At 38.9% G+C, this 24,718-nt stretch carries 27 protein-coding genes; 25 read left to right on the forward strand and 2 right to left on the reverse strand.

The genetic code is table 11. The features are described from left to right. Positions 1 to 403 precede the first annotated feature (403 nt). The 12 genes from C9J37_RS03230 (at position 404) to C9J37_RS03285 (ending at position 9,065) form a co-directional block, all read left to right on the forward strand. Positions 404 to 1,597, forward strand: a complete 1,194-nt coding sequence (locus C9J37_RS03230; protein ID WP_105928913.1) for an NAD(P)/FAD-dependent oxidoreductase — start codon at positions 404 to 406, stop codon at positions 1,595 to 1,597. A gap of 16 nt (positions 1,598 to 1,613) precedes the next feature. After that, the gene (locus tag C9J37_RS03235; RefSeq protein ID WP_024363562.1) at positions 1,614 to 2,153 is read left to right on the forward strand and encodes a helical membrane plugin domain-containing protein; all 540 of its coding nucleotides are present in this window, start codon (positions 1,614 to 1,616) and stop codon (positions 2,151 to 2,153) included. A gap of 14 nt (positions 2,154 to 2,167) precedes the next feature. Then, positions 2,168 to 3,562, forward strand: coding sequence for an MBL fold metallo-hydrolase (locus tag C9J37_RS03240; protein ID WP_107894221.1), 1,395 nt, complete (start codon positions 2,168 to 2,170; stop codon positions 3,560 to 3,562). A 54-nt stretch (positions 3,563 to 3,616) separates the two neighbouring features. Then, positions 3,617 to 3,982, forward strand: a complete 366-nt coding sequence (locus C9J37_RS03245; protein ID WP_107894222.1) for a rhodanese-like domain-containing protein — start codon at positions 3,617 to 3,619, stop codon at positions 3,980 to 3,982. Between the two features lie 3 nt (positions 3,983 to 3,985). After that, the gene (locus C9J37_RS03250) at positions 3,986 to 5,020 is read left to right on the forward strand and encodes an ATP-binding protein (RefSeq protein ID WP_107894223.1); all 1,035 of its coding nucleotides are present in this window, start codon (positions 3,986 to 3,988) and stop codon (positions 5,018 to 5,020) included. Next, a complete protein-coding gene (locus tag C9J37_RS03255; RefSeq protein ID WP_024363566.1) occupies positions 5,013 to 5,648 on the forward strand; it encodes a response regulator transcription factor in 636 nt (211 codons plus the stop codon). The genes C9J37_RS03250 and C9J37_RS03255 overlap by 8 nt, the downstream gene beginning before the upstream one ends. A 272-nt stretch (positions 5,649 to 5,920) precedes the next feature. Further along, complete coding sequence (locus tag C9J37_RS03260) at positions 5,921 to 6,697, forward strand: sulfite exporter TauE/SafE family protein (RefSeq protein ID WP_407656226.1); 777 nt, start codon at positions 5,921 to 5,923, stop codon at positions 6,695 to 6,697. A 257-nt stretch (positions 6,698 to 6,954) separates the two neighbouring features. Continuing rightward, entirely contained in the window at positions 6,955 to 7,179 is a 225-nt protein-coding gene (locus C9J37_RS03265) for a DUF1659 domain-containing protein (RefSeq protein ID WP_107894225.1), read from the forward strand. Between the two features lie 17 nt (positions 7,180 to 7,196). Beyond that, positions 7,197 to 7,415 (forward strand): DUF2922 domain-containing protein, encoded by a 219-nt coding sequence (locus C9J37_RS03270; RefSeq protein WP_107894226.1) that lies wholly within the window; start codon positions 7,197 to 7,199, stop codon positions 7,413 to 7,415. A 76-nt stretch (positions 7,416 to 7,491) separates the two neighbouring features. Further along, a complete protein-coding gene (locus tag C9J37_RS03275; RefSeq protein WP_080653352.1) occupies positions 7,492 to 7,614 on the forward strand; it encodes a YvrJ family protein in 123 nt (40 codons plus the stop codon). 102 nt (positions 7,615 to 7,716) lie between these two features. After that, the gene (locus C9J37_RS03280; protein ID WP_107894227.1) at positions 7,717 to 8,325 is read left to right on the forward strand and encodes an SCO family protein; all 609 of its coding nucleotides are present in this window, start codon (positions 7,717 to 7,719) and stop codon (positions 8,323 to 8,325) included. 212 nt (positions 8,326 to 8,537) lie between these two features. Then, positions 8,538 to 9,065: a DUF1572 family protein gene (locus C9J37_RS03285; protein ID WP_107894228.1), complete on the forward strand. Its 528-nt coding sequence runs from the start codon at positions 8,538 to 8,540 to the stop codon at positions 9,063 to 9,065. Positions 9,066 to 9,148: 83 nt separating this feature from the next. Here C9J37_RS03285 and C9J37_RS03290 read toward each other — a convergent pair whose 3' ends face one another. Further along, entirely contained in the window at positions 9,149 to 10,546 is a 1,398-nt protein-coding gene (locus tag C9J37_RS03290) for an alanine/glycine:cation symporter family protein (protein ID WP_107894229.1), read from the reverse strand. A gap of 289 nt (positions 10,547 to 10,835) precedes the next feature. Here C9J37_RS03290 and C9J37_RS03295 point away from each other — a divergent pair, with 289 nt between their 5' ends. Together C9J37_RS03295 and C9J37_RS03300 are read left to right on the forward strand one after the other, a co-directional pair. Beyond that, positions 10,836 to 11,528: an aspartate/glutamate racemase family protein gene (locus C9J37_RS03295; protein WP_107894230.1), complete on the forward strand. Its 693-nt coding sequence runs from the start codon at positions 10,836 to 10,838 to the stop codon at positions 11,526 to 11,528. A 24-nt stretch (positions 11,529 to 11,552) separates the two neighbouring features. After that, positions 11,553 to 12,608 carry a DmpA family aminopeptidase gene (locus C9J37_RS03300; protein WP_107894231.1) on the forward strand — a complete coding sequence of 352 codons (1,056 nt, stop codon included), beginning with the start codon at positions 11,553 to 11,555 and terminating at the stop codon, positions 12,606 to 12,608. 405 nt (positions 12,609 to 13,013) lie between these two features. Here the strand turns inward: C9J37_RS03300 and C9J37_RS03305 are convergent, their stop codons facing one another. Then, positions 13,014 to 13,274: a PH domain-containing protein gene (locus C9J37_RS03305; protein WP_107894232.1), complete on the reverse strand. Its 261-nt coding sequence runs from the start codon at positions 13,272 to 13,274 to the stop codon at positions 13,014 to 13,016. A gap of 286 nt (positions 13,275 to 13,560) precedes the next feature. On the opposite strand from C9J37_RS03305, the gene C9J37_RS03310 reads away from it, so the two are divergent. The 11 genes from C9J37_RS03310 (at position 13,561) to C9J37_RS03360 (ending at position 24,626) form a co-directional block, all read left to right on the forward strand. Beyond that, positions 13,561 to 14,295 (forward strand): M15 family metallopeptidase, encoded by a 735-nt coding sequence (locus C9J37_RS03310; protein ID WP_235617011.1) that lies wholly within the window; start codon positions 13,561 to 13,563, stop codon positions 14,293 to 14,295. Continuing rightward, positions 14,292 to 15,086, forward strand: coding sequence for a M55 family metallopeptidase (locus C9J37_RS03315; protein ID WP_107894233.1), 795 nt, complete (start codon positions 14,292 to 14,294; stop codon positions 15,084 to 15,086). The genes C9J37_RS03310 and C9J37_RS03315 overlap by 4 nt, the downstream gene beginning before the upstream one ends. A 70-nt stretch (positions 15,087 to 15,156) precedes the next feature. Further along, positions 15,157 to 16,176, forward strand: a complete 1,020-nt coding sequence (locus tag C9J37_RS03320; protein WP_235617012.1) for a dipeptide epimerase — start codon at positions 15,157 to 15,159, stop codon at positions 16,174 to 16,176. A 20-nt stretch (positions 16,177 to 16,196) separates the two neighbouring features. Beyond that, the gene (locus C9J37_RS03325; protein ID WP_107894235.1) at positions 16,197 to 18,023 is read left to right on the forward strand and encodes a peptide ABC transporter substrate-binding protein; all 1,827 of its coding nucleotides are present in this window, start codon (positions 16,197 to 16,199) and stop codon (positions 18,021 to 18,023) included. Positions 18,024 to 18,163: 140 nt separating this feature from the next. Further along, entirely contained in the window at positions 18,164 to 19,108 is a 945-nt protein-coding gene (locus tag C9J37_RS03330) for an ABC transporter permease (RefSeq protein ID WP_107894236.1), read from the forward strand. Next, complete coding sequence (locus tag C9J37_RS03335) at positions 19,108 to 20,082, forward strand: ABC transporter permease (protein WP_107894237.1); 975 nt, start codon at positions 19,108 to 19,110, stop codon at positions 20,080 to 20,082. The genes C9J37_RS03330 and C9J37_RS03335 overlap by 1 nt, the downstream gene beginning before the upstream one ends. Positions 20,083 to 20,099: 17 nt before the next feature. After that, entirely contained in the window at positions 20,100 to 21,155 is a 1,056-nt protein-coding gene (locus C9J37_RS03340) for an ABC transporter ATP-binding protein (RefSeq protein ID WP_107894308.1), read from the forward strand. After that, on the forward strand, positions 21,145 to 22,092 hold the full coding sequence (locus C9J37_RS03345; protein WP_107894238.1) for an ATP-binding cassette domain-containing protein: 948 nt from the start codon (positions 21,145 to 21,147) through the stop codon (positions 22,090 to 22,092). Before C9J37_RS03340 ends, C9J37_RS03345 begins: the two co-directional genes overlap by 11 nt. After that, positions 22,089 to 23,021 carry a S66 peptidase family protein gene (locus C9J37_RS03350; protein WP_107894239.1) on the forward strand — a complete coding sequence of 311 codons (933 nt, stop codon included), beginning with the start codon at positions 22,089 to 22,091 and terminating at the stop codon, positions 23,019 to 23,021. The genes C9J37_RS03345 and C9J37_RS03350 overlap by 4 nt, the downstream gene beginning before the upstream one ends. Positions 23,022 to 23,025: 4 nt before the next feature. Continuing rightward, positions 23,026 to 23,814 (forward strand): serine hydrolase, encoded by a 789-nt coding sequence (locus C9J37_RS03355; RefSeq protein WP_235617013.1) that lies wholly within the window; start codon positions 23,026 to 23,028, stop codon positions 23,812 to 23,814. Beyond that, complete coding sequence (locus tag C9J37_RS03360) at positions 23,811 to 24,626, forward strand: SH3 domain-containing C40 family peptidase (RefSeq protein WP_107894240.1); 816 nt, start codon at positions 23,811 to 23,813, stop codon at positions 24,624 to 24,626. The genes C9J37_RS03355 and C9J37_RS03360 overlap by 4 nt, the downstream gene beginning before the upstream one ends. Positions 24,627 to 24,718 lie beyond the last annotated feature (92 nt).

Here is a 24,718-nt window from a genome sequence, read left to right on the forward strand (position 1 = left end):
TGCATATTGCCATGTAGATTATTCAATAGCGCAAAACGAATTAGCTTATGCTTACGGCAAATGCGCCTGCACACTTCTGAAGTCAACTTCCGCGTATCGATCCTCCTTATTGTAAGCCTTATTTGCACTTCTATGCGTCTATGTAGAATACTAGCTGTTGGTTGAATGCATCAACTGTTGTTTTCACCCGATGCTGAGAACATCTCAATGGACAGTAGCGGTAATCTACTTCGCTAGTGAATAGTGTTTGAATTGCCCTATAAAGTTACGTCCACAATTGAAATTAGGGGTTTTCCTTTAAACAATCATTGTTTAGGGGAAAACCCCTATATTTTTTACATATAGATTTCACTATGATGAGAGTGTAAGTTTCAAACACAAAATGCAGAAAGAAGGAAGAAGCATGAAAAATTCTTTCAAAATTGTCATTGTTGGTGGGGGAACAGCTGGTATATCTGTTGCTGCCCGCTTATTAAGGAAATCGCCAAGCCTCAATCATGAAGTGGCGATAATAGATCCAGCCTCAAAACATTATTATCAACCTTTATGGACGTTAGTTGGTGGAGGCGCTGCTAAAAAAGAAGATTCTGAACGTTCTATGGAATCTCTTATTCCAGAAGGTGCAGTATGGATCCAACAACCCGTACTTGAATTTAAACCTGAACAAAACGAAGTCATCCTAGGAGATCAAACATCTATTTCATATGATTACTTAGTTGTAGCAGCAGGGATTGAAATTAACTGGGGTGCCATTAAAGGCTTAAAAGAAGCACTTGGTACAAAATCTGTTTGCAGTAACTATTCATTTGAACATGTTGATTATACTTGGGAGACGATACGCAATTTAAAATCGGGTACCGCCTTATTTACACACCCAAATTCACCTGTAAAATGCGGTGGTGCGCCACAAAAAATTATGCATTTAGCAGAAGATTACTTCCGAAAAACAGGTGTTCGTCAAAATATGCAAGTCGTATTTGGTTCTGCTAATCCAGCCATTTTTGATGTACTGAAATACCGTGAAGCGTTAGAAAAAGTAGTGGAACGCAAACAAATTGATGCACGATTCAGACGGAACCTAATTGAGATTAAAGCGGATGAAAAAATCGCCATTTTTGAAAATCTAGATACTGGTGCAAAAGAGCAATTGAAGTATGACATGATTCACGTTACACCTTATATGAATGCACCTAAATTTATTGCGAACAGCCCTTTAGCGGATGACAATGGTTGGGTCGATGTGGATATGTATACATTGCAACATAAGAAATATGCAAACGTTTTTGGCATTGGCGACTGTGCAAACTTGCCAACATCTAAAACGGGAGCAGCCATTCGAAAACAAGCACCTGTGGTAGCTGAGAATGTTGTGGCATGTATGCGCAATCAAACAATGGACAACACATATAACGGTTATTCGTCTTGCCCAATCGTGACAGGATACAACAAGCTAATTTTAGCAGAGTTCGACTATAAAAAAGAGCCTGCTGAATCGATGCCATTTAACCAAGCAGTGGAACGTGCAAGCATGTATATGATGAAAAAAGATTTATTACCAATCATGTATTGGGACGGCATGTTAAAAGGAACGATGTAGAGAGGAGGCATGTGTGATGGAAACGAATCCATTACTAGAGCAACTAAAGCAGCCGGATATTGAAGCAGCGCTCGTATCATTGCTACGTCAATTGCCAACATATGAAAAAAACTTACAAGCCATCGGGAATGTTGTCAGTTTTGGACAAGCGGTATTGCAAGATCAGCAATCCATTCAAAAATATGATGAACTTGTACGAAGCTATAACGTAAATCTCGAAACGGTGGAAGCATTAGTTGGCTTACTAGAAAAATTGCCGAAGCTTTTACAAATGATCAATCAGTTAGAGGATATAGTGGATTTTGTAACGGCTGTGTTAGCCGATCAGCAAACAATTGATTATGCGACAGCAAGTATTAAATCTTACACAGAACCGATTGTAGAAAAAGGAAAACAAGGATACTCGCTAGTCAAAGATATACAACAACAAGCAGAAGCAACAACAGAACCAATTAAACTCTTTACGATTATGAAGTGGTTAAAAGACCCGAGTGTTCAAAAGTCACTGAAATATGTACAAGCAACAATCCAAATTTTAAATAAACAATCCAATTAAAAGGAGAGAATTTTATGTTATTACGTTATTTCTATGATGAAAAATTAGCACATGCTTCTTACATGGTAGGTTGTCAACGAAAAGGCGAGGCAGTGATTGTGGATCCAATGCGCAACATTGAGCCATACATCCAAGTAGCTGAAAAGGAAAATATGAAAATCGTAGGAGCATTAGAAACGCATATCCATGCTGACTTTGTAGCAGGTTCTCGTGAATTAGCGGATCGTTTTGGTGCTACGATGTACATTTCCGATGAAGGCGATGAAAACTGGAAATATCAAAACTTAGATGGCATTCAACATGTGTTATTAAAAGATGGTGACAAATTTGAACTTGGTAAACTTACTTTCGAGGTGATGCATACGCCAGGTCATACGCCAGAATCTATTTCATTCCTATTAACAGATGGTGCAGCAGCAGATAAACCAATTGGAATATTTACAGGTGACTTTGTATTTGCGGGGGATATTGGCCGACCAGACTTATTAGAAAAAGCAGCTGGTATTAAAGGGACTGCTGATGCAGGGGCAAAAGTGATGTATACATCTGTAGAGCGCTTTAAACAATTACCAGACTATTTACAAGTATGGCCAGCACACGGTGCAGGTAGCGCATGTGGTAAAGCACTTGGTGCAGTACCATCGACAACAGTAGGCTATGAAAAACAATTCAACTGGGCAATGCAATTCGACAACGAGCCAGACTTTGTGAAAGCTCTATTAGATGGTCAACCAGAACCACCTTATTACTTTGCAGTGATGAAATCAGTTAATAAAATTGGCATTGAGTTAATTAAAAATTTACCAGAGCTAAAAGTCATTACTGCTGTTGAAGAAATTGAAGGCTTGATTGCAGCTGGTCAGCAAGTAGTGGATACGCGAGATGCTCAAGCCTTCTCACAAGGACATATTAAAGGAACGATGAACGTGCCATTTAATAACTCCTTCACAAACTGGATGGGCTGGATTGTTAACTACAAGGAACCGTTATATTTACTTGCTAACCCTGCTCAAATGCAAGACATGTTAATTGCGCTTCGCTCAATCGGTATTGACCAAGTACTAGGTTATGCCGATGTAGAAGCGATGATTGAGCAAGCGAATGAACTAGATTCATATGAAAATATTACACCTTCTGAGGCAAAAGCGATGATGGACGCAGAAGAAGTAGCTGTATTAGATGTGCGTAATCTGACAGAATATAATGAAGAACATATTGAAGGTGCACAGCACATTATGGTTGGTACATTAAAAAATCGTTTAGATGAAGTACCAAATAAAAAACTCATTGTTCAATGTCAAGCAGGTGGTCGTTCAGCCATTGCAGCAAGTGTATTAAAAGCAAATGGCTTCCACAATTTAGTCAATATGACGGGCGGCTACGGTCAATGGGTGAAAGAAGTAAAATAAAGTAATTAGTGCAAAGAGTGCCTTCCATGTGAGGCACTCTTTTTGGAGGTTTCTATGATCATTTTTCTAATTGTTGCCCTAGCCATTGTTTTAGTACGGGCTTATTATATTCGTTTTGTCCCTGTCAAACAGGTGAAAGATATACCGTACCGTCAAGTAGCTGAAGGACATCAAATACTTGATGTACGTGATTACAATACAACCGGCTGTTTAGTTTATAATAGTAAGCATATTCCATACGGCTATTTACCACGTTTTTATAAACAAATCGAAAATCGCCCTGTCCATCTGATAGTAGAGAGTCAAATGGATTTAAATCTGGCTAGCCGCTTTTTACGAAAAAAAGGGTATAGTGTAAATAGCTACACGATGATGAAAAGACCGTGTAAAGTAAAAGGAATGATGTATAAGGAGGTGTAAAGTATGCATTCCCAGCTACAAAATGAGTATTTACAGCAAATTTATGAGCATATTCAAGATGGGATTATTATTATGAAGGAAAGCAGGGAAATCATTATGATGAACCCTGCTGCACAACGCTTAACTGGTTGGCAAAAAGGTGATTTTGTGCCGTATTGTTCTTATTGTATGACTCGTAAAAGGGAGCAGAGTGAACCAACATGCTATTTAATTGCAAACAATGAAGTGCCTTCATTTTTATCGGAAATGCCCATTTATCATGGTCGAAAGATTGATGTCGAAATGAGCACAGCCGCTATTTATGCTAATGAAAATACAGGGGAAACAGAATATTTACTTGTCTTACGTGATCAAGAAACATTAAAAAAAGCACAAGAGGCTGCCATTAATAAAAAAATGATTCGAGCATTAATCGAAGCAAAGGAATCAGAACATAAACGCTTAGCGCAAGAACTACATGATGGAGTTGGCCAATCTTTATTTTCGGTATCTATTGCGCTACAAGCGATTGAATCTTTTGTACAAGATAATGCGCAGTTGAATGAGTACATTTCCGAGGTGCGTGCGGAACTGCAAAAAGTTATGAATGACATTAACGCATACTCTCACCAATTACGACCGCACAGTTTAGATCAATTAGGCTTAGAGCCGACTATTCAGGCGACAATTGATGCGATAAAAAAACAAATAACGGGTTTGGATATTCAATTAACGACACGTGGTCTTGATCGATGTGACCCAGCAGTTGAGATTAATTTATATCGGATTACACAAGAAGCATTGCATAACATTATTAAATATGCAAAAGCAACCCAAGTGCATATCCATATTAAAAAGGACAACACCCATATTTATATGACCATTCAAGATAACGGGATTGGCTTTGAACGGGACAAGATTCAAAATGCAGGGCTAGGGTTAAAGCATATGGAGGAACGGGTCGATCAGTTGGGTGGTACTTGTTCAATTTTGTCAAAAGTAGGACAAGGGACATGTATCGATATCGTCATTCCAAGATGGAGGCCGCAACATGATTAAAATATTACTTGTCGATGACCATGTTTTAATACGGAAGGGCATTGCGCTCCTTTTAGGGAATTATTCGGATATGACAGTTGTAGGAGAGGCAAGTGATGGAGAAGAGGCGATTCAGCTTGCCTACCAGACTGAGCCGAATGTGATTTTAATGGATATATCGATTCCAAATGGGTTGGACGGATTTACTGCGACAAAGGAAATTAAAAAAAATTTACCTGACACAAAAATAATTATGCTGACAATGCATAATGAGATAGCCTATATTCAACAGGCGATGGAAGTAGGAGCAGATGGCTATATTTTAAAAAATAGTCAAGGTGGCGAAATGTACGAAGCGATTCAAAGTGTCTATACAGGCCGTCGCTACTATGAAGTGGGCTTACCAAAAGGTCAACTAGAAAAGTTATTTAAGAAAAAAGGTAAAAACAATGCGGATATCTTATCTACACGTGAGCAGGAAATTGTTCGATTAACCATTTTAGGATTTACGAATATGCAAATTTCAGAAAAGCTATTTATTAGTGCTAAAACGGTAGAAAACCATAAAGCCAACATCATGCAAAAGCTAAATTTAAAAAGCAAGGCAGAGCTTATTCAATACGGTATTACAAATAAGTATATTACGTAGCATACATGGGCTGCCCAATAAAGTCTTTTTCTTTCTAAAGTCTGACGTTTTGTAATGGAACAACCATCTATATATCTATCCCTGAGCGATAAAGCGATCTGCTTTATCGCTTTTTCTATGCTAGGGTGTTATACCTACCGTTTTCCTCCTCTTGTTAATTTTCGACAATAAATAATTGCCTTTTCTTCTGAAGGATAGGGGCTTCCCCCTATATTTTTAAAGCAATTCACACTCTATACTTAAAGAAAATAAGGTAGAAAGAAGGTGTGACGGTGGAGTTTTCATTCATCGTTGTCATATTTTTAATTGGTTTTGTTGGATCATTCGTATCAGGAATGGTAGGCGTTGGGGGATCCATTATTAAATACCCTATGCTTTTATATATTCCACCATTATTTGGGCTAGCAGCTTTCAGTGCACATGAAGTATCCGGTATTAGTGCTATTCAAGTGTTTTTTGCATCGATTGCAGGAGTATGGGCATATCGCAAAAGTGGCTATTTAAACAAATCGCTAATTCTTAATATGGGTACGGCAATTTTAATAGGTAGCTTCATCGGTAGTTTTGGATCCAGCATGTTACCAGAAGCAGCAGTAAATATTGTATATGGTGTTTTAGCCTTAATTGCTGCTGTTATGATGTTTATTCCGAAAAAGCAAATTGACGATAAGCAGCTAGATCAGATTACATTTAGTAAACCATTAGCAGCGGGTTTAGCGTTTGTCGTTGGGATTGGTTCAGGGATTGTTGGAGCAGCAGGTGGATTTTTATTAGTACCAATCTTACTTGTTGTCTTGAAAATCCCAACACGTATGACGATTGCCACTAGCTTAGCGATAACATTTATTTCATCAATTGGTGGAACAGTAGGGAAAATTATGACAGGTCAAATCGACTATGGACCAGCAGCAATCATGATTGTGGCAAGTTTACTTGCAGCTCCACTTGGCGCAAAAATAGGCGGCAAGCTCAATACAAAAGCACTACAAGCGATTTTAGCAGTATTAATTTTAGGTACAGCTATTAAAACATGGTTAGATATTTTGTAAGTAGTGAAGGTTAAAAATTACATGCTCGCAATGCAACGAGTGGTGATGATGCCACAACCAGATGCTCATTAGATATGAGTATCTGGGCTTTTTTTATATAGGAATAATGAAGGTGGAAAAAGCGTTTTTTCAGGTAGGAGCGGACTGCTCGATGCCTATCCCAGTCGCTGATGGCTTTTTACGTTAAATTTTCAAGTGAAACATGTCCCTATTTTTACAAATAGCTGTATATATTGTGTAGAAAGGGGGTGTTACGGATGGCAAAAACCCAATTATTAGATGCATCACTTCGCTTAAAGTATGTGGTGGGACATACTGAAACAAATAAGCCGCAATTTGTAATTAAAACCTACCGTAATGTAAACGACACGCATACACCAACAGCGTTAGTAACGGTAGCGAAAGCGATTGCGAGTCTTTCATCAAAGCCACTTGACAGTATTAGTAAGCAAGAAATAACAGAATTGTCGTCATTACAATAAAAAAGGAGGTAGGACTGATGGCAAAAGTTTTAGAGTTGCAATTTAATACAGCATTAGGAAAAACGGCGACGATTGCCATTGATGAACCGAAGCCACATGTCACATCTGCTGAAATTCAACAAGTAATGCAAACAATCATCATGAGTAATGTATTTGGTGGACAAGCGGGTGCTTTGGTTGGCATAAAAGGTGCACGCATGATTGATCGTCAAGTTTCAGAGTTTAACATGAACTAATGAATGACATGGTCTTTGCAGTCGTTGCAAAGACCATTTTTAAGACAAGCAAAGCATGTCGAAAGGAGAGGGCAGTATGGAACAATGGCTGACAATGTTATCTGATATTGGTTTTCCTATCCTCATGTCGTTTTACTTATTACATCGAGTAGAGGTTAAGCTTGATGCGATTCATGATGTGATTGTTTCACTTAAGTGAAGTTGACTTCACAAAGATGTACGAAAGCTGTCACGACAGGTAGTTGTCAACGCTTACATCATTCGATAAGATGGGGGTAGTGTAAGTAGGGAGTGTGTAAAGATGAAAAATAAAGTAATGGGGTTTGTATTACTATTGACTTTAGTAACTGTACTTAGTGCGTGCGGGAACGCAAAGTTTAAAGCTGATTATAGTTTGGAAATGCAGGATTTTGAACATATTAATCAACGAGGAGAAACTGTTTCACTAGACAGTTTAAAAGGGAAACCTTGGTTGGGCATGTATATATTTACGAATTGTAATTCAGTTTGTCCACCAATGACGTTTAACATGACGCAAGTGCAAGAAAAGCTGAAGAAAAAAGGGATAGAGGATTATAATATTGTCGCTTTTTCAGTAGACCCTGAGGTGGATACGCCGGAAGTACTAGCTGATTATTTAACGAGATACACTGTACCTGACGAATCTAAATGGAATCTCCTTACAGGATATTCACAGTCATATATTGAGCAATATGCAGTGAAGTCAACAAAATTACTTGTCAAAGACGATCCGAATTCAGACCAAGTAATCCACGGTATTCAGTTTTTCTTAGTGGATAAAGACGGAATTCTTGTAAAACAATATGACGGATACGCAAAAGATGCAAACGATGTTCCAATCGATACAATTGTTTCGGATTTAGAAACGTATATAGATGAAAACTTATAACATGATAAGCTAGTGCTACATTGACATAGCACTAGCTTTTTTGTAGCATGATGACAATACTTCGCGGGTATTTAAGGTTAAATCGCGGGTATTTCATGATTTTTCGCGGGTATTCAGTGGTAAATCGCGGGTAAAACCATGCTTTCCGCGGGTATTAACTTGTATCCACAGAGAAATGGTTTGAGAATTGGACAAGGGGGAGGTAGTTAGAAATGAGCATAGGGGAAACATATTTAAAAGCTGTACGAGAAAGATTTAAAACGATTAAAGCGGACGGGGATAAAGCGATTGCACAATTAGATATTGAGCAATTGCACTGGGCTTTCAATGAAGAGTCCAATAGTATTGCAGTCATTGTCAAACATGTAAGTGGCAACATGATTTCAAGATGGACAGACTTTTTAACGACAGATGGAGAAAAAACAACAAGAAATCGTGATGAAGAATTTATTGATAGTATTGATACTAAAGAAGAGCTACTAACTATTTGGGAAAAGGGTTGGCAAGTCTTCTTAGATTCACTATTGAGCTTAACCGAGATGGATTTAATGGCACATGTCTTCATAAGAGGGCAACAACATACAGTGATAGATGCGATAGAAAGACAGATGGCACATTATGCAGCACATGTTGGACAAATTGTCTATGTTGGGAAGCAAATAAAAGGGGAAGAATGGAAAACATTGAGTATTCCAAGAGGACAATCGCAGCTATTTACAGAAGCGATGAAAAAAAGCTAATTTTTAATTTTCAAAATTGTTTGGGTGTCAGGCACCAAAAAAGCGCCATTCCTTCAAGTAATCCTTGAGGGAATGGCGTTTTCTTATGATCGATGATCTTCCCAACAGTCTGTATTTTTCAAACCAGGGATGGACTTTGCGTAAAATACAGGATTTTTGCCTGCTTTTCGTTGTAGTGTAAAATCATCTAATACACGGAAAGCTATTTTACCAAGTATCATAATTACCGTAATATTGATGAGCGCCATAAGACCCATAAATAAATCCGCTAAGTTCCAAACAAGTTGAACTTGCGCTACTGAGCCGAACATTACCATGGCCAGCACAAGTAGACGATAAACGGTCATCCAGCTTTTATGAGCATTGATAAACTCAATATTGGATTCACCGTAATAATAGTTACCAATAACAGAACTGAATGCGAAGAAAATAATACTAATGGCGATAAAATAAGGAGCCCAGTCGCCAACATGCACTGCTAGAGAATTTTGTGTAAGAACGATTCCGTTACTTTCACCAGTTTTATATAAGCCCGCTAAAATAATGATAAATGCAGTGGCAGAACAAATCATAATTGTATCAAAAAATACGCCTAAACTTTGCACAAGTCCTTGTTTAGCAGGATGTGATGTATTGGCAGTTGCTGCTGCATTCGGCACACTCCCCATACCAGCTTCATTTGAAAATAAGCCTCGACGAACACCTTGCATAATGGCTACCCCAATGGCACCGCCAGCAGCTTCTTGAAGGCCGAACGCTTGAGAGAAAATAAGTTTAAACACAGTTGGGATTTCCCCTAAATTTGTTACAACGACATAAAGTGCAACGAGTAAATAAAAGACGGCCATTACAGGTACAATTACTTGTGTAAATTTAACAATTCTATGTACACCACCGAAAATAATCATAGCCGTTAACACTACTAATACAATGCCGATAATAAATGGTCTAATATTAAATGCTTCACCTACAGAAGTCGCAATCGTATTAGACTGTACTGCGTTAAAAATAAAGCCAAAGCTCAATGTTAAAAGGATACTAAAAACAATTCCTAATTTTCTATGACCTAATGCCTTTTCTATATAATAGGCAGGGCCACCACGAAAAGTATCGCCGTCTTTTACTTTATACACTTGAGCAAGTGTACTTTCAATAAAAGCGGTTGCCATACCAAGAATGGCAATAACCCACATCCAAAATACGGCACCAGGACCACCGACACCTATCGCAAGTGCAACACCTGTTATATTACCCGTACCTACACGAGACGCTGCGCTAATCGTGAACGCTTGGAACGGAGAAACCCCCGACTCACCATCTCTTTTTTCTGTTATTAAACGAAACATTTCTGGGAAAAGACGTATTTGTACAAATTTAGAGCCAAATGAAAAATATAATCCAGCAGCTAATAATAATATGATTAAAAGATACGTCCATAGAATATTATTTGTATTATCTACTATATTTGATATCCACTCCATTTATATTCCTCCTTTTTTTAATAAGTTTTAGTCTACACTCTTTTTTTATAAAATATCAAATTTTTAAAAATTCTTAATAATAAAAAGATATTTTTCTCGAAATGATTTGCTGTGTGGTGGTAATATATAGAAAAGGTAAAGTGGATACAGTTCACCGTTGCGGTAACACAATACTTTTTCCAAATTAGTATTCAACTTGCTTTTTCTTTTATACCTTTAATTTGAATACTTGAAAATGTATCGAGAGCAGTTTATTTAAAAATGACGATTAATAGAGGGAGTGGATGATGTGAAAACGATTGGCTTAATTGGTGGTATGAGCTGGGAATCTTCAGCTATGTATTATCGCCTTTTAAATGAGCAAGTGAAGCAACAATTGGGTGGTTTACATTCGGCAAAATGCATTTTATATAGTGTCGATTTTCAAGAAATTGAATACTATCAAGCAAATGAACAATGGCAAAATGCAGGAGAAATACTAGGAGAGGCTGCTTGGTCTTTAGAAAAAGCAGGTGCCGATTTCATTGTGATCTGTACGAATACAATGCATAAGGTCATAGAATTTATGGAAGCGCGTTTGACTATTCCAATTTTACATATTGCCGATGCAACAGCCGTTCAAATTCAACAGGCTGGTCTACAAACGATTGCGTTGCTTGGCACAAAATATACGATGGAGCAAGATTTTTATAAACATAGAATTGAACAGTTTGGCATAAATGTAATGGTGCCAAACGCTGATGAACGAACAATGGTTAATCAAATTATTTATGAGGAATTATGTTTAGGGAAGATTGAACCAACTTCAAAAGAAACCTATTTACAAATTATTGAGCGCCTTGTGAAATCAGGTGCGCAAGGAATTATTTTAGGTTGTACGGAGATTGGTTTACTAATACAACAAGAAGATGTCCAAATCCCTGTTTTCGACACGACTATTATTCATGCGCTTGCTGCTGTAAATCATGCATTAAAAGAGTAAAAAGCATTGAGAAGGGGTGAAAAAATGACACAAAAAGTGCGGGAATTGGGTATTGTTATTGGCACATTACCAGTCGGTAAAAAAAATTGCATTACGGATGTACAAGGTGTTCAAGTTGGGCATGTCACACTGGATGAAAAGCTAGATGATGTGGGGGCATATGCATGTACTGGGGTGACGGCGATTTTACCACATGGTGGCAATTTGTTTCAACAAAAAGTTACGGGTGCTAGTTATGTGCTAAATGGTTTCGGCAAAACGACAGGACTCGTGCAAGTCAATGAACTAGGTGTTATTGAAGCTCCTATTATGCTAACAAATACGTTTGGGGTGCCCGCAGTAACGCAAGGAACATTGCAATATATGTTACATACTAATCAGGATATTGGTCTTTCTACAGGGACAATTAATCTGGTTGTTGGGGAATGTAATGATGGTTATTTAAATTCGATTCGAGCTTGTCCCGTCACACCAGAGCACGCGCTGCAAGCAATTCGTAATGCGTCCGAAAATACCGCTGAAGAAGGTGCAGTTGGAGCTGGAAAAGGCATGATTTGTTTCGGCTATAAGGGAGGAATAGGTTCTGCATCGCGCATAGTGACTCTAGAACAAGATAAAATTAGCTATACGGTGGGGATTATCGTGCTAAGTAATTTCGGTCATAGCTCAGAGTTTATAGCTGAGCATTACAATCTGCCAAATTCTAATAGCAATGCTGCGTTCTCACCAACAGATGGTTCCATTATTATTGTGCTAGCAACAGATGCACCGCTTAGTAGTCGCCAATTAACACGTGTTATTAAACGTTGTGGTATTGGGCTTGGACGAACAGGTAGCCATTTTTCTCATGGAAGTGGTGATATTGTCATCGGCTTTACAACGGCACACCATATTGCGCATCATTCGTCCCAGCATTTGGAGACACGTATACAGCTACGTGAAGATCATCCTATTATGAATCAGTTATTTACCGCTGCTGCGGAAGCAACAGAAGAAGCTATTTTAAATTCCCTGTCACAAGCGCAAACAACAACGGGTCGAGACGGACACGTAGTAGAAGCCTATTCATTTAAAAAATAAACGAAAAGCTATTGAACATTCGAATGTTTCAATAGCTTTTTTGTTTACATGTTGACCGCTTGCCAAAAAAAGTCTTTATATTGTTTTCTTTTTATTGTAAATCCCCATCTATTTCATGCGCTACTAATTCATAAGCATCTGAAACGTACATCAACTCTTGTGCTATCCACGCGGTACTATTTTTCCTAACTAGAAGGTCGGTTAACTGGATAGAGGGGACCTCCTTTATGTTGCTTGAAGAGGTACATTCTTTACCTAACATTCCTAGCATAATGTGTAAGGGCAATGCTACTGTAGAATGTAAAACAAAATCAGAGCAGATTGCACTTATTTGAAGCAATGAAACCAGGTTTACGTCCAGAAAAAGAAAAAGTTCAATGAAGAGCTCAGACGCATGCCACTATTCTAGATTCCATTATCAAGTTGAATGTATGGGTTCTTTTGTTGCAACGCTTCTACAAATGCCTGTCTATCTTTTGGGGAAATCTGAATGGTTTTATATTTTTCGTAATTGATTTCTATGCGATGAACGGAAAGTGATGGTGCCACAAAAGGATTCGTTGTATGCCGATTGGATTTCATTTTAATAAGCCCATACGGTATTTGGAGTGTATCAGTTCGATTTTGTAGCGAGTATTGAACCATATTGTTCTTAATAATTACCATTGTATCACCTCCATAAAAACTTCCCTTTCATTAAGATATTTGGGCAATCATGTCTATTTTTAAAGTTTACTTAATCGCTAAAGTCGTATAAAAAAATAAATGTTTCGACCATATATTGTAGTGTTTAAGCGCTGCATAGCAAATTTTGTATAACGATTAGATAATAACCATTATTATGTAATTATTGTTTTTTTATCTAGTCAACTATGAAGCGGTGTGTTAATATTCAATGAAAATACTGAATTATCTAACAACTTAACATTCTTTACGATAAAAGGTGATGCGAATGCATGAAAAATTATTGCTGCCAATTGCACACGAGACACCGACAAATCCATCCAATCCTATTGTGCTTAACAGTTGTGAGCCATTGATGAACATTGACCACCTACACCCAAGAATCTTTACCCAGCCCGTGTACTATAAACAACAAATTGCTAGTAGCTTACAATCCATTTACTTGCGCCAAGCAGTATATGAGCGATTACAACAAGCTTTATTACTATTACCTGAAAACTATAGTTTGATTGTCTATGACGGGTACCGACCGCTACAAGTGCAACAATATTTATTTACACATTTTGCTGGGCAGCTCAAAGCGCAACATCCAAATTTCACAAAAGAAGAAATTCATAACAAGACATTAAAATTTGTCGCTTTTCCAAGGGAGGGGCAAGAGCATCTACTACCACATTTAACGGGAGGTGCCATTGATTTAACGCTCGCAAATAGTAAAGGGAAAGCGTTAAATCTTGGGACAGCATTTGATGAGCTTAGTGAAAAGTCAGCGACCCGCTATTTTGAACAGCATCCTAATGAAAATAAGGAAGCCTGTGTTCATCGCCGTCTTTTGTATCACTGTATGACGGCGGTTGGCTTTACGAATTATGCTGAGGAATGGTGGCATTATGATTTTCACAATATTGCATGGGCAAGAAGGGTAAATGCCAAAGAAGCTTTTTACGGTGCAATAGAGGCACAGATTGATGACAATTTGATAAAGGAGTATCGATATTTATGAAAGTCTATATTAGTGCAGATATTGAAGGCATTACAGGCACAACATCTTGGAGTGAAACGGAACTGAATGCGCCTGACTATTATTTTTTTCAAAAGCAGATGACGAAGGAAGTGGAGGCAGCAATTGAAGGTGCCATTTTAGGAGGCGCCACAGAAATTTTACTAAAGGATGCGCATGATTCAGCTCGTAATCTTGATATTTCGAATTTGCCGATGAATTGCAAGGTCATTCGTGGATGGACATATGATCCGATGTGTATGGTAGCCGGACTTGATAGTAGTTTTGATCGTGCTATTTTCATTGGCTATCACAGCAAAGGAGGCAGTGAACGTAATCCATTAGCACACACACTATGTGTTACTGCTGATATTAAAATCAATGGTGAATACGCAAGTGAGTTTCTTATCAATACGTATGCCGCTGCTTTACATGGTGTTCCTGTTTCATTTGTTAGTGGAGATGTTGGACTAACAGAAGAAATTCAATCCTTCAATTGCAATATTGTGACATTTGCTACCAAGGAAGGGGTGGGGAATGCCACAATAAGTGTCAGTCCTCAATTGGCAATTGCTGAAACGAAACGACTTGTGGAAGCCTCTATGAAGGTCTCCCGAGATGACTTACAAGTGACATTGCCTCAGCGATTTATAGTGGAAATAATTTACCGTGACCATACACGCGCTTACCGCAATTCCTTTTATCCAAATGCAACGTTTAAGCCCCACAACACGGTTGAATTTGTCACGGATGATTATTTTGAAGTACTTCGAATTTTACAGTTCTTAACTTAAGAATAGACTGTAGGTGAATGCATGAAGATTAAAGATATTGTTGTTGCAACGGTAGAAGCCCCCCCTTATTGTGCCATTTAAAACAGCATTAAGAACCGTGCGTAGCATTGAAAATATTGCCGTTTACGTTCATAGTGAGCACGGACAAATTGGCATTGGTGAGGCTGCGCCAACTGCTGTTATTACAGGGGAAACTTTAGGTTCGATTAAGGAGGCTATTAAACACTATATTAAGCCAGCCATAGTAGGTATGGATTTACAAGAAATAGCCGTTGTGATGGAGCGAATGGACAACAGTATTTATCAAAATACGAGTGCGAAAGCGGCGGTAGATATGGCGCTTTATGATTTATTGGCACAGCATCACAAGACGCCATTGTATAAATTATTAGGGGGCTATCGCAAGGCATTAACAACAGATATTACAATTAGCGTGAATAGTGTAGCGGACATGATAAAAGATAGCCTATCAGCGGTGGAACGTGGCTTTCAAATATTGAAGGTCAAGGTTGGCAAGGATCCAGCGACAGATGTCCAGCGTGTGACGGCTATACGGGATGCAGTAGGCAAAGCCATTACATTACGTGTAGATGCCAATCAAGGGTGGACGCCAAAAGAAGCGGTTCGGATAATTCGTGCACTTGAAGATGCAAATAGCAATATCGAATTAGTGGAACAGCCTGTGCACTATGCTGATTTAACGGGTATGCAATATGTAACAGCCAATACGTTGACAAATATATTGGCTGATGAAAGTGTCTTTTCTGCAAAAGACGCCCTCACTATTATCGAACGACGTGCTGCTGATTTCATCAATATTAAATTAATGAAAACAGGTGGCATTTTTCATGCGCAAAAGATTTGCCATATTGCAGAAGCGCATGGCATTGCTTGTATGATGGGCTGCATGCTTGAAACAAAAATTAGTGTGAGTGCGGCTGCACATTTTGCTGCATCACAAAAAAATATCACAATGATAGATTTAGACGGACCAAGTTTATGTTTGAAAGATCCTATTGCAGGTGGTCCTATTTTTAACAATGATCGAATCACAATGACGGATGCAAATGGAATAGGATTTTCAAGATAAAAATACGTAGGGGGATGCTTATGAGGAAAAGGAAATGGTTTCTTTTAGTATGTCTAGTCGTCTTACTTTGTGCAGCCTGTAGTAATGATTCTTCTGACGAGAAAAAATCAGAGTATCGGGTCGTTTATTCAGGTGAGATTAAAACATTAAACTATTTAAAAACCTCTGAAACAAATGAATTTGCTGTAGCTGCCAATTTAGTGGATGGCCTCATTGAATATGATAAGTATGGGATTGTGCAACCAGGCTTAGCGAAAGAATGGTCGTCAAATGAAGATGCGACTGTTTGGACATTTAAGCTACGTGATAATGTAAAATGGGTTACCCATAATGGAAAGGAATATGCAGATTTAGTGGCACAAGACTTTGTGGATGGTTTGCAGTATGTGCTCGATGCAAAAAATGAATCTTCGACCGTCTGGAGTGCCATGGTAGTCAAAAATGGTGAAGCGTTTTATAACGGTGAGCTAACTGATTTTTCAAAAGTGGGCATCAAAGCGATCGATCAACATACGGTTGAATACACGCTGGAGGCTCCTACACCTTATTTTCTGTCGATGTTGAACTATGTATGTTTCTTCCCTGTAAATGGGAAGTTTTTAACGGAAAAGGGCGAGCAATTTGGAACTACACGTGAAAATTTCCTGTATAACGGTGCCTATCTATTAGATAAATTTGAACCTCAAAATGAGCGTGTTCTTGTAAAAAATGATACGTATTGGGATAAAGACAACGTGCTGATAGAGCGCATTCGGTATAAATATAACAAAGAAGCAGCAACCGTTGCGCCCGAACTATTTTTACGGGGCGAAATCGACACAGCAACGATTCCTACTTCGATCATTGACGAATGGCTGAAGGATGATAAGAAAAAATCCCAAGTACGTCAAACGCAAAATAATTTTTATTCGTATTTTTATGCGCTCAACTTTGACCCGCAATTCGCTGCGGAATATGAACCTGAAAACTGGAAGATTGCCGTTAATAATAAAGATTTCAGAAAATCGCTTTTCCATGGGCTTGATCGTGTATCAGCGATGCTAACGGTGGAACCATTTAACCCTCAAGATTTACTAAGCAATACAATCACACCGAAAAACTTTGTTGATGTTGAAGGAGTCGACTATACACAACTTGACTCATTAGCGGCGATTACAAACAATGATTCTTTTAATAAAGACTTAGCTTTACAGTATAGGGACAAAGCGAAGGCGGCATTAGAAGGGAAAGCGACTTTCCCAGTAAAGGTATTAATGCCATACAACGCTGGAATGCCTGACTGGGCCAATCGTACCCAAGTCATTGAACAACAAGTCGAAAAATTATTAGGTACTGACTATGTGGATATTATCGTTGAAGCAGGTCCTTCGACAGGTTTCTTATCAGAAGTTCGACGCCCTGGTAAATTTGCATTACTAGAAGCGAACTGGGGGCCAGATTATGCTGACCCGTCAACGTATACAGAACCATTTAGTGTAGATGGTACTTATAATAAGCCAGAGTTAGCTGAAGGCTACAAGGAAGCAAATGGTCAAACTGTTTACTTGAATTTATTAGAAAAGGCGAAAGCGACAATCGATACGGCCGAGCGTTATAACCTATTTGCTCAAGCAGAAGCTTTCTTAATTGAAGAGGCCTTTGTTATTCCATATTCTGTAGGTGGTAGTGGTTATGTTGCTTCAAAATTAAATCCATTTGAAGCCCAGTACTCACCATTTGGTGTGACAGCAGAGAAGTTTAAAGGACAGCAAGTGTTAGCAAAGCCAATGAGTAATGATGACTTTAAGAAAGCATTGGCTCAGTGGGAGCAAGAACGTGTGGATGCATTGGCGAATGCAGCCAAATAAAAGAAAGGAATAATTATTGCCAAAATGCATTCCGTAGGCGTATAGTGGTGATTTTTCAATATCGAGGAGATGACCGAAAATGCTGATTCGGCATCTCCTTCCTGCTTTTGTAACAGTTTTACTGGAGGGAGGATGCTTAAATGCTTTGGTATGTAGGAAAGCGCTTGTTACAATCCATTGTTACGCTATTTATTATTATCACAATTGTGTTCTCGTTACTACGATTAATGCCAGAAGAAGGCTACTTAGGGGCAGCGGCAGAGAAAATGTCAGCGGCTCAAAAAGAAGTGTATTTAACGAATTTAGGGTTACGTGATCCATTGCTTGTTCAATTGGGGAATTTTTATGCGGATTTATTGCAAGGTGATTTAGGCAAATCCGTTACATATCGTACGGATGTGCCTGTTGTGACAATACTTGCAGATAAAATCATGTATTCATTGTTCTTTGGGTTAGGAGCGGTTGGCATATCGCTGCTCATCGGTGTACCGCTCGGAATATTAATGGCACAAATGAAGGGGCGCTGGCTGGATCGGTTAGGGACTGGCTACATTGTATTTGTCGTCGCAGTACCAGCGGCTGTGTATTACTTAGTCATTCAAATGTATATTACAGATATTTTCCATTTGCCGATGCTGTTTGACGAATATAAGCCAATCACCTGGCTATTACCGCTTACTTCGATGGCATTAGCACCAACTGCTTCTTATGCGATGTGGATGCGCCGGTACATGGTAGATGAATTAAACAAAGATTACATTAAGCTCGCACGTGCGAAAGGCGTGAAAGAGCGTACCTTAATGTTTAGTCATGTATTGCGCAATGCTTTTATTCCAATGGCGCAATATTTGCCAGCAACGATTCTTTTTACGATTACAGGCTCCATTTATATTGAATCTTTGTATTCTATTCCAGGGATGGGTGGATTACTCGTGGATGCTATTCAACGACAGGATAATACGATTGTACAAGGTTTAGTGCTAGTTTTTTCATCACTTGGCATTATCGGCTTAATTTTAGGTGATATTGCGATGGCGCTAGTGGACCCACGGATTAAATTAGGGAAAGGGGAGAGTGTGCGCTAATGAGCATGTATACAGAGGAAATCGATAATATGTCAGACAAGTCTCGTGCACAACTATTTGACTTTGTGGAAGCGACTGATGGTCAGGCAGAAGACATAGCCTACTCCAATTATTCCTATTGGCGCTCTACTTGGAAATCGTTTTTAAAAAATCGAGTGGCTGTTTTCTTATTAGTAATGGTTTGCATTATTGTGGCGTTCACCATGTTTCAGCCGTATTTGCCGGCACAAAAATCTCCGACCGAAATTTATCTCGATGACCAAACGGGATTACAGGCACGCAATATTGCCCCAAATGCTGAGTTTTGGTTTGGTACCAACTCGATTGGACAAGATTTATGGTCCCGTATTTGGGCTGGCACAAGGACATCGTTAATGATTGGCTGTGTGGTCGCATTAGTGGAAGCATTTGTCGGCATTACAATCGGAACACTGTGGGGCTTTTCTCGTAAGCTAGAAATGCCGATTACACAGCTTTATAACGTTGTAGATAATATCCCGACAACAATTGTCCTTATTTTAATGTCTTATATTTTACGCCCGAGCATTTCCACCATAATCATTGCCATGTGCATTACGGGGTGGGTAGAAATGGCGCGCTTTATTCGCAATCAAATCGTAATTTTACGAGATCGGGAATACAATTTAGCATCGAAATGTTTGGGGACATCAGACTATCGAATTATTATAAAAAATTTATTACCTTACTTAATCTCTGTTATTATGCTGCGCATGAGTTTAGCGATTCCGTTTGCGATTGGCGCAGAAGTGTTTTTAACATATATCGGTTTAGGGCTACCAATTAGTGAACCATCATTAGGGAATTTAATTAATGAAGGGCGTGTCCTGATGATGTCACCTGATTTAAGGTATCAGTTAATTTTCCCAAGTATTGTACTAAGTATTATGACGATAGCATTTTATATTATTGGGAATGCATTTGCAGATGCAGCAGATCCAAAAAACCATGTATAGAAGGGAGATGATTGTTTGTGAAGCAAATAAAATCCCGTATTTTAGCGATTGAAAACTTAGTCATTACATTTACACTACGAGGGCAAGTACTAACAGCTATTAGGGGAATCTCACTTGATTTATATAAAGGCGAGAGTCTTGCCATTGTTGGTGAATCAGGTTCAGGAAAATCCGTACTAATGAAATCAATTATGGGCTTACTCGATAAAAATGGTTCGATTGCCCAAGGTCAAATTATATACAATGGTATGGATTTAGCGCTGTTTAACACAGAACAACAATGGTTAACTATTCGAGGGAAAGAAATCGCTATCGTTACACAGGATCCGATGACATCGTTGAATCCATTGAAAACGATTGGCAAACAAATTGAGGAATGTGTGGTGTTACACCAAGGGCTCAAGGGCAAAGCAGCTTATACTGAAACACTTAAATTATTAACAGACGTCGGTATTGATGATGTAGAGAAACGCTACAAGCAATACCCTCATGAATTTTCAGGAGGAATGAGACAACGAATTGTGATTGCCATTGCGCTCGCGTGTAAACCGAAAATTTTAATTTGTGATGAGCCAACAACCGCATTGGACGTAACCATACAAGCACAAATTTTGCAACTTCTAAAAAGCCTTCAGCAAAAATATAGCTTAACAATCGTTTATATTACACATGATTTAGGCGTTGTAGCAAAAGTTGCGGACCGTATCGCCGTCATGTATGCAGGGGACATACTCGAAGTTGGTCATACCCATGAAGTGTTTTTTAATGGAAAACATCCGTATACATGGGCGCTTCTTTCGTCACTACCACAGCTTGGGTTAAAAGGGCAACCGCTTTATTCGATTAAGGGGACGCCACCCAATCTTTTTAAAGAAATTAAAGGTGATGCGTTTGCCCCGCGCAATCCATTTGCTTTAAAGATTGATTACGAAGTACGTCCGCCATTTTTTCAAGTAAGCGATACACATTTCGCGCGCACTTGGCTGTTGGATCCCCGTGCGCCCAAAGTGGAACCTCCAGCAACGTTACAAGCTTTTTTTGAAGAAGGGAGGCAGTACGCCAATGAGCGATAAAGAAGTATTATTAGAAGTGAAAAATTTGCACATTGTGTTTGATAAAGGCAAACATAAATTTGTGGCAATAGATGATGTCAGCTTTCATATTTATAAAGGTGAAACATTCGGATTAGTTGGCGAGTCGGGCTCTGGGAAAACGACTATTGGCCGCGCTATAATGCGCATCAATGAAGTAACGAGTGGTCAAATATTGTACCGTGGAAAGAACATTAACGGTAAAATCTCGAAAGATTGGGACAAACAAATAACGCAAAAAATCCAAATGATTTTTCAAGACCCGATGGCTTCACTTAATGAACGGGCAAAGGTGGATTATATTATATCGGAAGGTCTGATTAATACGAAAAACTTTAAAGATGAAGCGGAGCGTCAGCAAAAAGTACAAAATGCACTTTTAAATGTTGGCCTATTACCGGAGTTCGCGAGTCGCTTTCCGCATGAATTTTCTGGCGGTCAGCGTCAACGGATTGGCATTGCACGTGCATTAGTAATGGAGCCAGAGTTTATTATTGCGGATGAACCAATTTCAGCCCTCGACGTATCGATACGAGCGCAAGTGCTCAATTTATTATCGACGATTCAACAACGAAACAACTTAACCTATTTATTTATTGCCCATGATTTATCAATTGTTCGATTTATTACAGACCGTACGGCAGTCATTTATAAAGGAAAAATTGTGGAGTTAGCAGAGACCGAAAAACTTTTTTCTAATCCAATCCACCCGTATACAAGAGCATTATTATCAGCTGTGCCAGAGCCCAATCCGTATAAGGAGCGAGATAAAGTTGTGGAAATTTACAACCCGTTACAGCATCAATACGAACTAGCTCCCCCTTCATTTATAGAAATAGAAGAAGGGCATTATGTTTTAGCCAATGAAGAGGAAATAGCAAATTATCGTACATTACGAACAGTAGAGGTGAGCGAATGATTGTGCCTAAAGCTTTGCTAAAAGGGGATACGATTGGTCTACTTAGTGCTTCTGGTGCTACACCACCAGAAAAGCTAGCTCCCGCCATTGCTAGTATTGAGAAACTTGGTTTTAACGTCATTGTGGGGGAAACATGTCGTGTTAGACATGGATATTTAGCTGGTTCAGACGAACTGCGCGCATATGATGTCAATGAAATGTTCCGCAATCCCCATGTGAACGGCATTTTTTGTATTCGTGGAGGATACGGGGCAACGAAAATTTTACCAAGACTAGATTATGAGATGATACAAGCAAATCCCAAAGTATTCGCAGGCTATAGCGATGTGACTGCACTACATATCGCCTTTAATCAAAAATGTAATTTAGTGACGTATCATACACCAATGCCTTCAACAGAATTTATTCAACAAAATATGGATCATTATACATGGGATTCATTTTTGAATTGTGTGATGGCAACAGATACCATGCCGTTTCTGTTGGAAAATCCTCCACAGCAACCAATGACTACACTCCAAACAGGGACTGCAACAGGTCAACTCGTTGGGGGCAATTTAACATTGATTACAGCGTCTCTTGGCACGCCATATGAAATTGATACAAAAGGTAAAATTTTATTTTTGGAAGATATAGATGAGAGTGAGCAGCGGATAGATCGTATGCTGACACAGTTAAAATTAGCTGGGAAGCTTGATGATGCAGTAGGTTTATTATTAGGGGCATGGACAAATTGCGGGCCTGAAAACCCGAAGCATCCAGAACAGAGCTTATCCTTAAACACAATTTTTAAAGAAATCTTAACACCTTTGAAGAAACCTATTGTATCAAACCTTGCTTGTGGTCACTGTTTACCAACGATGTCACTGCCTTTAGGTCGTATCATAACCGTAGATGCGGAAACGCAAAACATTACAGTGGTAGGGTAGGTGCATGATGCAGCAAACGATTCAACGTATTATACAAGAAGCTCCATATAAAGTGCATATGTTTGTAAAAGATTTTAAGACAAATGAGCTTGTTATCAACGAGCGTCTAGATGATGCTTTTTCCAGTGCTAGCTTAATTAAAGTGCCTATACTTATTGCTGTTTTCGATTATATAGATGTATGCAATATACCTATCAATCAAGTAATAGCCATTACTCCTAGCGATTGGGTTGATTTTAGTGTGATTAGTGAACAGCGAGTAACATCTTGTACGATCTATGAACTGTGCGTTTGGATGATTACGACAAGTGATAATACTGCGACAAATGTGTTAATTGATGTAATCGGTATGGAAGCGCTAAATAAGTACTTTCATAAAATCGGACTGACCCATACACAATTACAAAGAAAAATGATGGACTTTGAACGACTTGCAAAAGGCATTGATAATATAACAACAGCGCGCGATATGGCGCATCTATTTAGCCAAATTTATGGGAAAAATCTGCTATCCCCAGTGTTAAGTCAGCTTGCTATTGATATATTGTGTCGTCAGCGTTTTCATGAAAGCTTGCGCCGTTATATCGTTGATGATGTGACAATCGCCCATAAAACAGGTGGCCTTGATACCGTTGACCACGATGTTGGCATTGTTTTTAGTCACGTACAAGATTATGGTATTGGTGTCTTTATCTCAGAGGTCAAGCAAAATGATGTCGCCAGACAATTAATCGGTCGTCTTTCAAAGGTAGTCTATGACAAGATGATAGGAGTGAAAGGAGAGACAACATGAACGCGATTGTCATTGCTATGATGGCTAATCTTTATGCTGAACCCAATCGTCATGCTGAGCTTGTTGATGAAATACTTTACGGTATGCCTGTTCAAATTATAGAAGAATTAGAAAATGATTGGCTGTATGTTCGCACCGCCTATCGCTATGAAGGTTATTGTCAGCGAAAGCATGTCCTTTTCGATGATGCGATTACAAATGCATGGATTCAAAAGGCGCAACATGTTATTGGACAGCGTTTCGCAGATGTTTTACAAGAACCGAAAATACAAAGCACCAAAATCATCACATTGGTAAAAGGTTCTATTTTATACAATGTAGATTCCGACACGACATCAAACACGCCATGGACTGCCGTTCAATTAGCGACGGGCGAAATAGGCTATTTACGTTCACAATGGTTGCATCCTAAAATTGCTGAACATACTTTTGAAGAGCATGCGTTTCGAGAAAATGTTGTACAAACAGCACTAAGCTATATAGCCACACCGTATCGTTGGGGAGGTAAGTCACCGCTAGGCATTGATTGTTCGGGCTTATGTTCGATGGCTTATCTGCTAAATGGCGTAATTATTTTCCGAGATGCTAGAATAGTAGAAGGTTTTCCAATTAAGGAGATAACAATTGATCGTATGCAAAAAGGAGATTTGCTATTTTTCCCAGGGCATGTAGCACTGTATCTAGGGCAGACTCTTTATGTTCATGCCTCACTTGGTGGCAATGAGGTCAATGTCAATAGCCTAGATGAACAACACCCGTTATATCGCCAAGATTTAGCAACGACTATTACCGCAATCGGAAGCTTGTTTTAAATGTATGTAATGCTTGCAGAAAAATGGAAGCAAAAAAACGAGGCATTTGACGGTAGTTGTATCGTCGAATACCTCGCCTTGTGTATGTTTAC

This window comes from Lysinibacillus mangiferihumi (assembly GCF_003049665.1).
In the GTDB taxonomy this organism is placed as follows: domain Bacteria; phylum Bacillota; class Bacilli; order Bacillales_A; family Planococcaceae; genus Lysinibacillus; species Lysinibacillus mangiferihumi.

What these genes read in the sequence shown, in the direction of transcription:
- C9J37_RS03230 (WP_105928913.1), top strand. Translation starts at nt 404, where the DNA reads ATGAAAAATTCTTTCAAAATTGTCATTGTTGGTGGGGGAACAGCTGGT.
- C9J37_RS03235 (WP_024363562.1), top strand. Translation starts at nt 1,614, where the DNA reads ATGGAAACGAATCCATTACTAGAGCAACTAAAGCAGCCGGATATTGAA.
- C9J37_RS03240 (WP_107894221.1), top strand. Translation starts at nt 2,168, where the DNA reads ATGTTATTACGTTATTTCTATGATGAAAAATTAGCACATGCTTCTTAC.
- C9J37_RS03245 (WP_107894222.1), top strand. Translation starts at nt 3,617, where the DNA reads ATGATCATTTTTCTAATTGTTGCCCTAGCCATTGTTTTAGTACGGGCT.
- C9J37_RS03250 (WP_107894223.1), top strand. Translation starts at nt 3,986, where the DNA reads ATGCATTCCCAGCTACAAAATGAGTATTTACAGCAAATTTATGAGCAT.
- C9J37_RS03255 (WP_024363566.1), top strand. Translation starts at nt 5,013, where the DNA reads ATGATTAAAATATTACTTGTCGATGACCATGTTTTAATACGGAAGGGC.
- C9J37_RS03265 (WP_107894225.1), top strand. Translation starts at nt 6,955, where the DNA reads ATGGCAAAAACCCAATTATTAGATGCATCACTTCGCTTAAAGTATGTG.
- C9J37_RS03270 (WP_107894226.1), top strand. Translation starts at nt 7,197, where the DNA reads ATGGCAAAAGTTTTAGAGTTGCAATTTAATACAGCATTAGGAAAAACG.
- C9J37_RS03275 (WP_080653352.1), top strand. Translation starts at nt 7,492, where the DNA reads ATGGAACAATGGCTGACAATGTTATCTGATATTGGTTTTCCTATCCTC.
- C9J37_RS03280 (WP_107894227.1), top strand. Translation starts at nt 7,717, where the DNA reads ATGAAAAATAAAGTAATGGGGTTTGTATTACTATTGACTTTAGTAACT.
- C9J37_RS03285 (WP_107894228.1), top strand. Translation starts at nt 8,538, where the DNA reads ATGAGCATAGGGGAAACATATTTAAAAGCTGTACGAGAAAGATTTAAA.
- C9J37_RS03290 (WP_107894229.1), bottom strand. Translation starts at nt 10,546, where the DNA reads ATGGAGTGGATATCAAATATAGTAGATAATACAAATAATATTCTATGG.
- C9J37_RS03300 (WP_107894231.1), top strand. Translation starts at nt 11,553, where the DNA reads ATGACACAAAAAGTGCGGGAATTGGGTATTGTTATTGGCACATTACCA.
- C9J37_RS03305 (WP_107894232.1), bottom strand. Translation starts at nt 13,274, where the DNA reads ATGGTAATTATTAAGAACAATATGGTTCAATACTCGCTACAAAATCGA.
- C9J37_RS03310 (WP_235617011.1), top strand. Translation starts at nt 13,561, where the DNA reads ATGCATGAAAAATTATTGCTGCCAATTGCACACGAGACACCGACAAAT.
- C9J37_RS03315 (WP_107894233.1), top strand. Translation starts at nt 14,292, where the DNA reads ATGAAAGTCTATATTAGTGCAGATATTGAAGGCATTACAGGCACAACA.
- C9J37_RS03325 (WP_107894235.1), top strand. Translation starts at nt 16,197, where the DNA reads ATGAGGAAAAGGAAATGGTTTCTTTTAGTATGTCTAGTCGTCTTACTT.
- C9J37_RS03330 (WP_107894236.1), top strand. Translation starts at nt 18,164, where the DNA reads ATGCTTTGGTATGTAGGAAAGCGCTTGTTACAATCCATTGTTACGCTA.
- C9J37_RS03335 (WP_107894237.1), top strand. Translation starts at nt 19,108, where the DNA reads ATGAGCATGTATACAGAGGAAATCGATAATATGTCAGACAAGTCTCGT.
- C9J37_RS03345 (WP_107894238.1), top strand. Translation starts at nt 21,145, where the DNA reads ATGAGCGATAAAGAAGTATTATTAGAAGTGAAAAATTTGCACATTGTG.
- C9J37_RS03350 (WP_107894239.1), top strand. Translation starts at nt 22,089, where the DNA reads ATGATTGTGCCTAAAGCTTTGCTAAAAGGGGATACGATTGGTCTACTT.
- C9J37_RS03355 (WP_235617013.1), top strand. Translation starts at nt 23,026, where the DNA reads ATGATGCAGCAAACGATTCAACGTATTATACAAGAAGCTCCATATAAA.
- C9J37_RS03360 (WP_107894240.1), top strand. Translation starts at nt 23,811, where the DNA reads ATGAACGCGATTGTCATTGCTATGATGGCTAATCTTTATGCTGAACCC.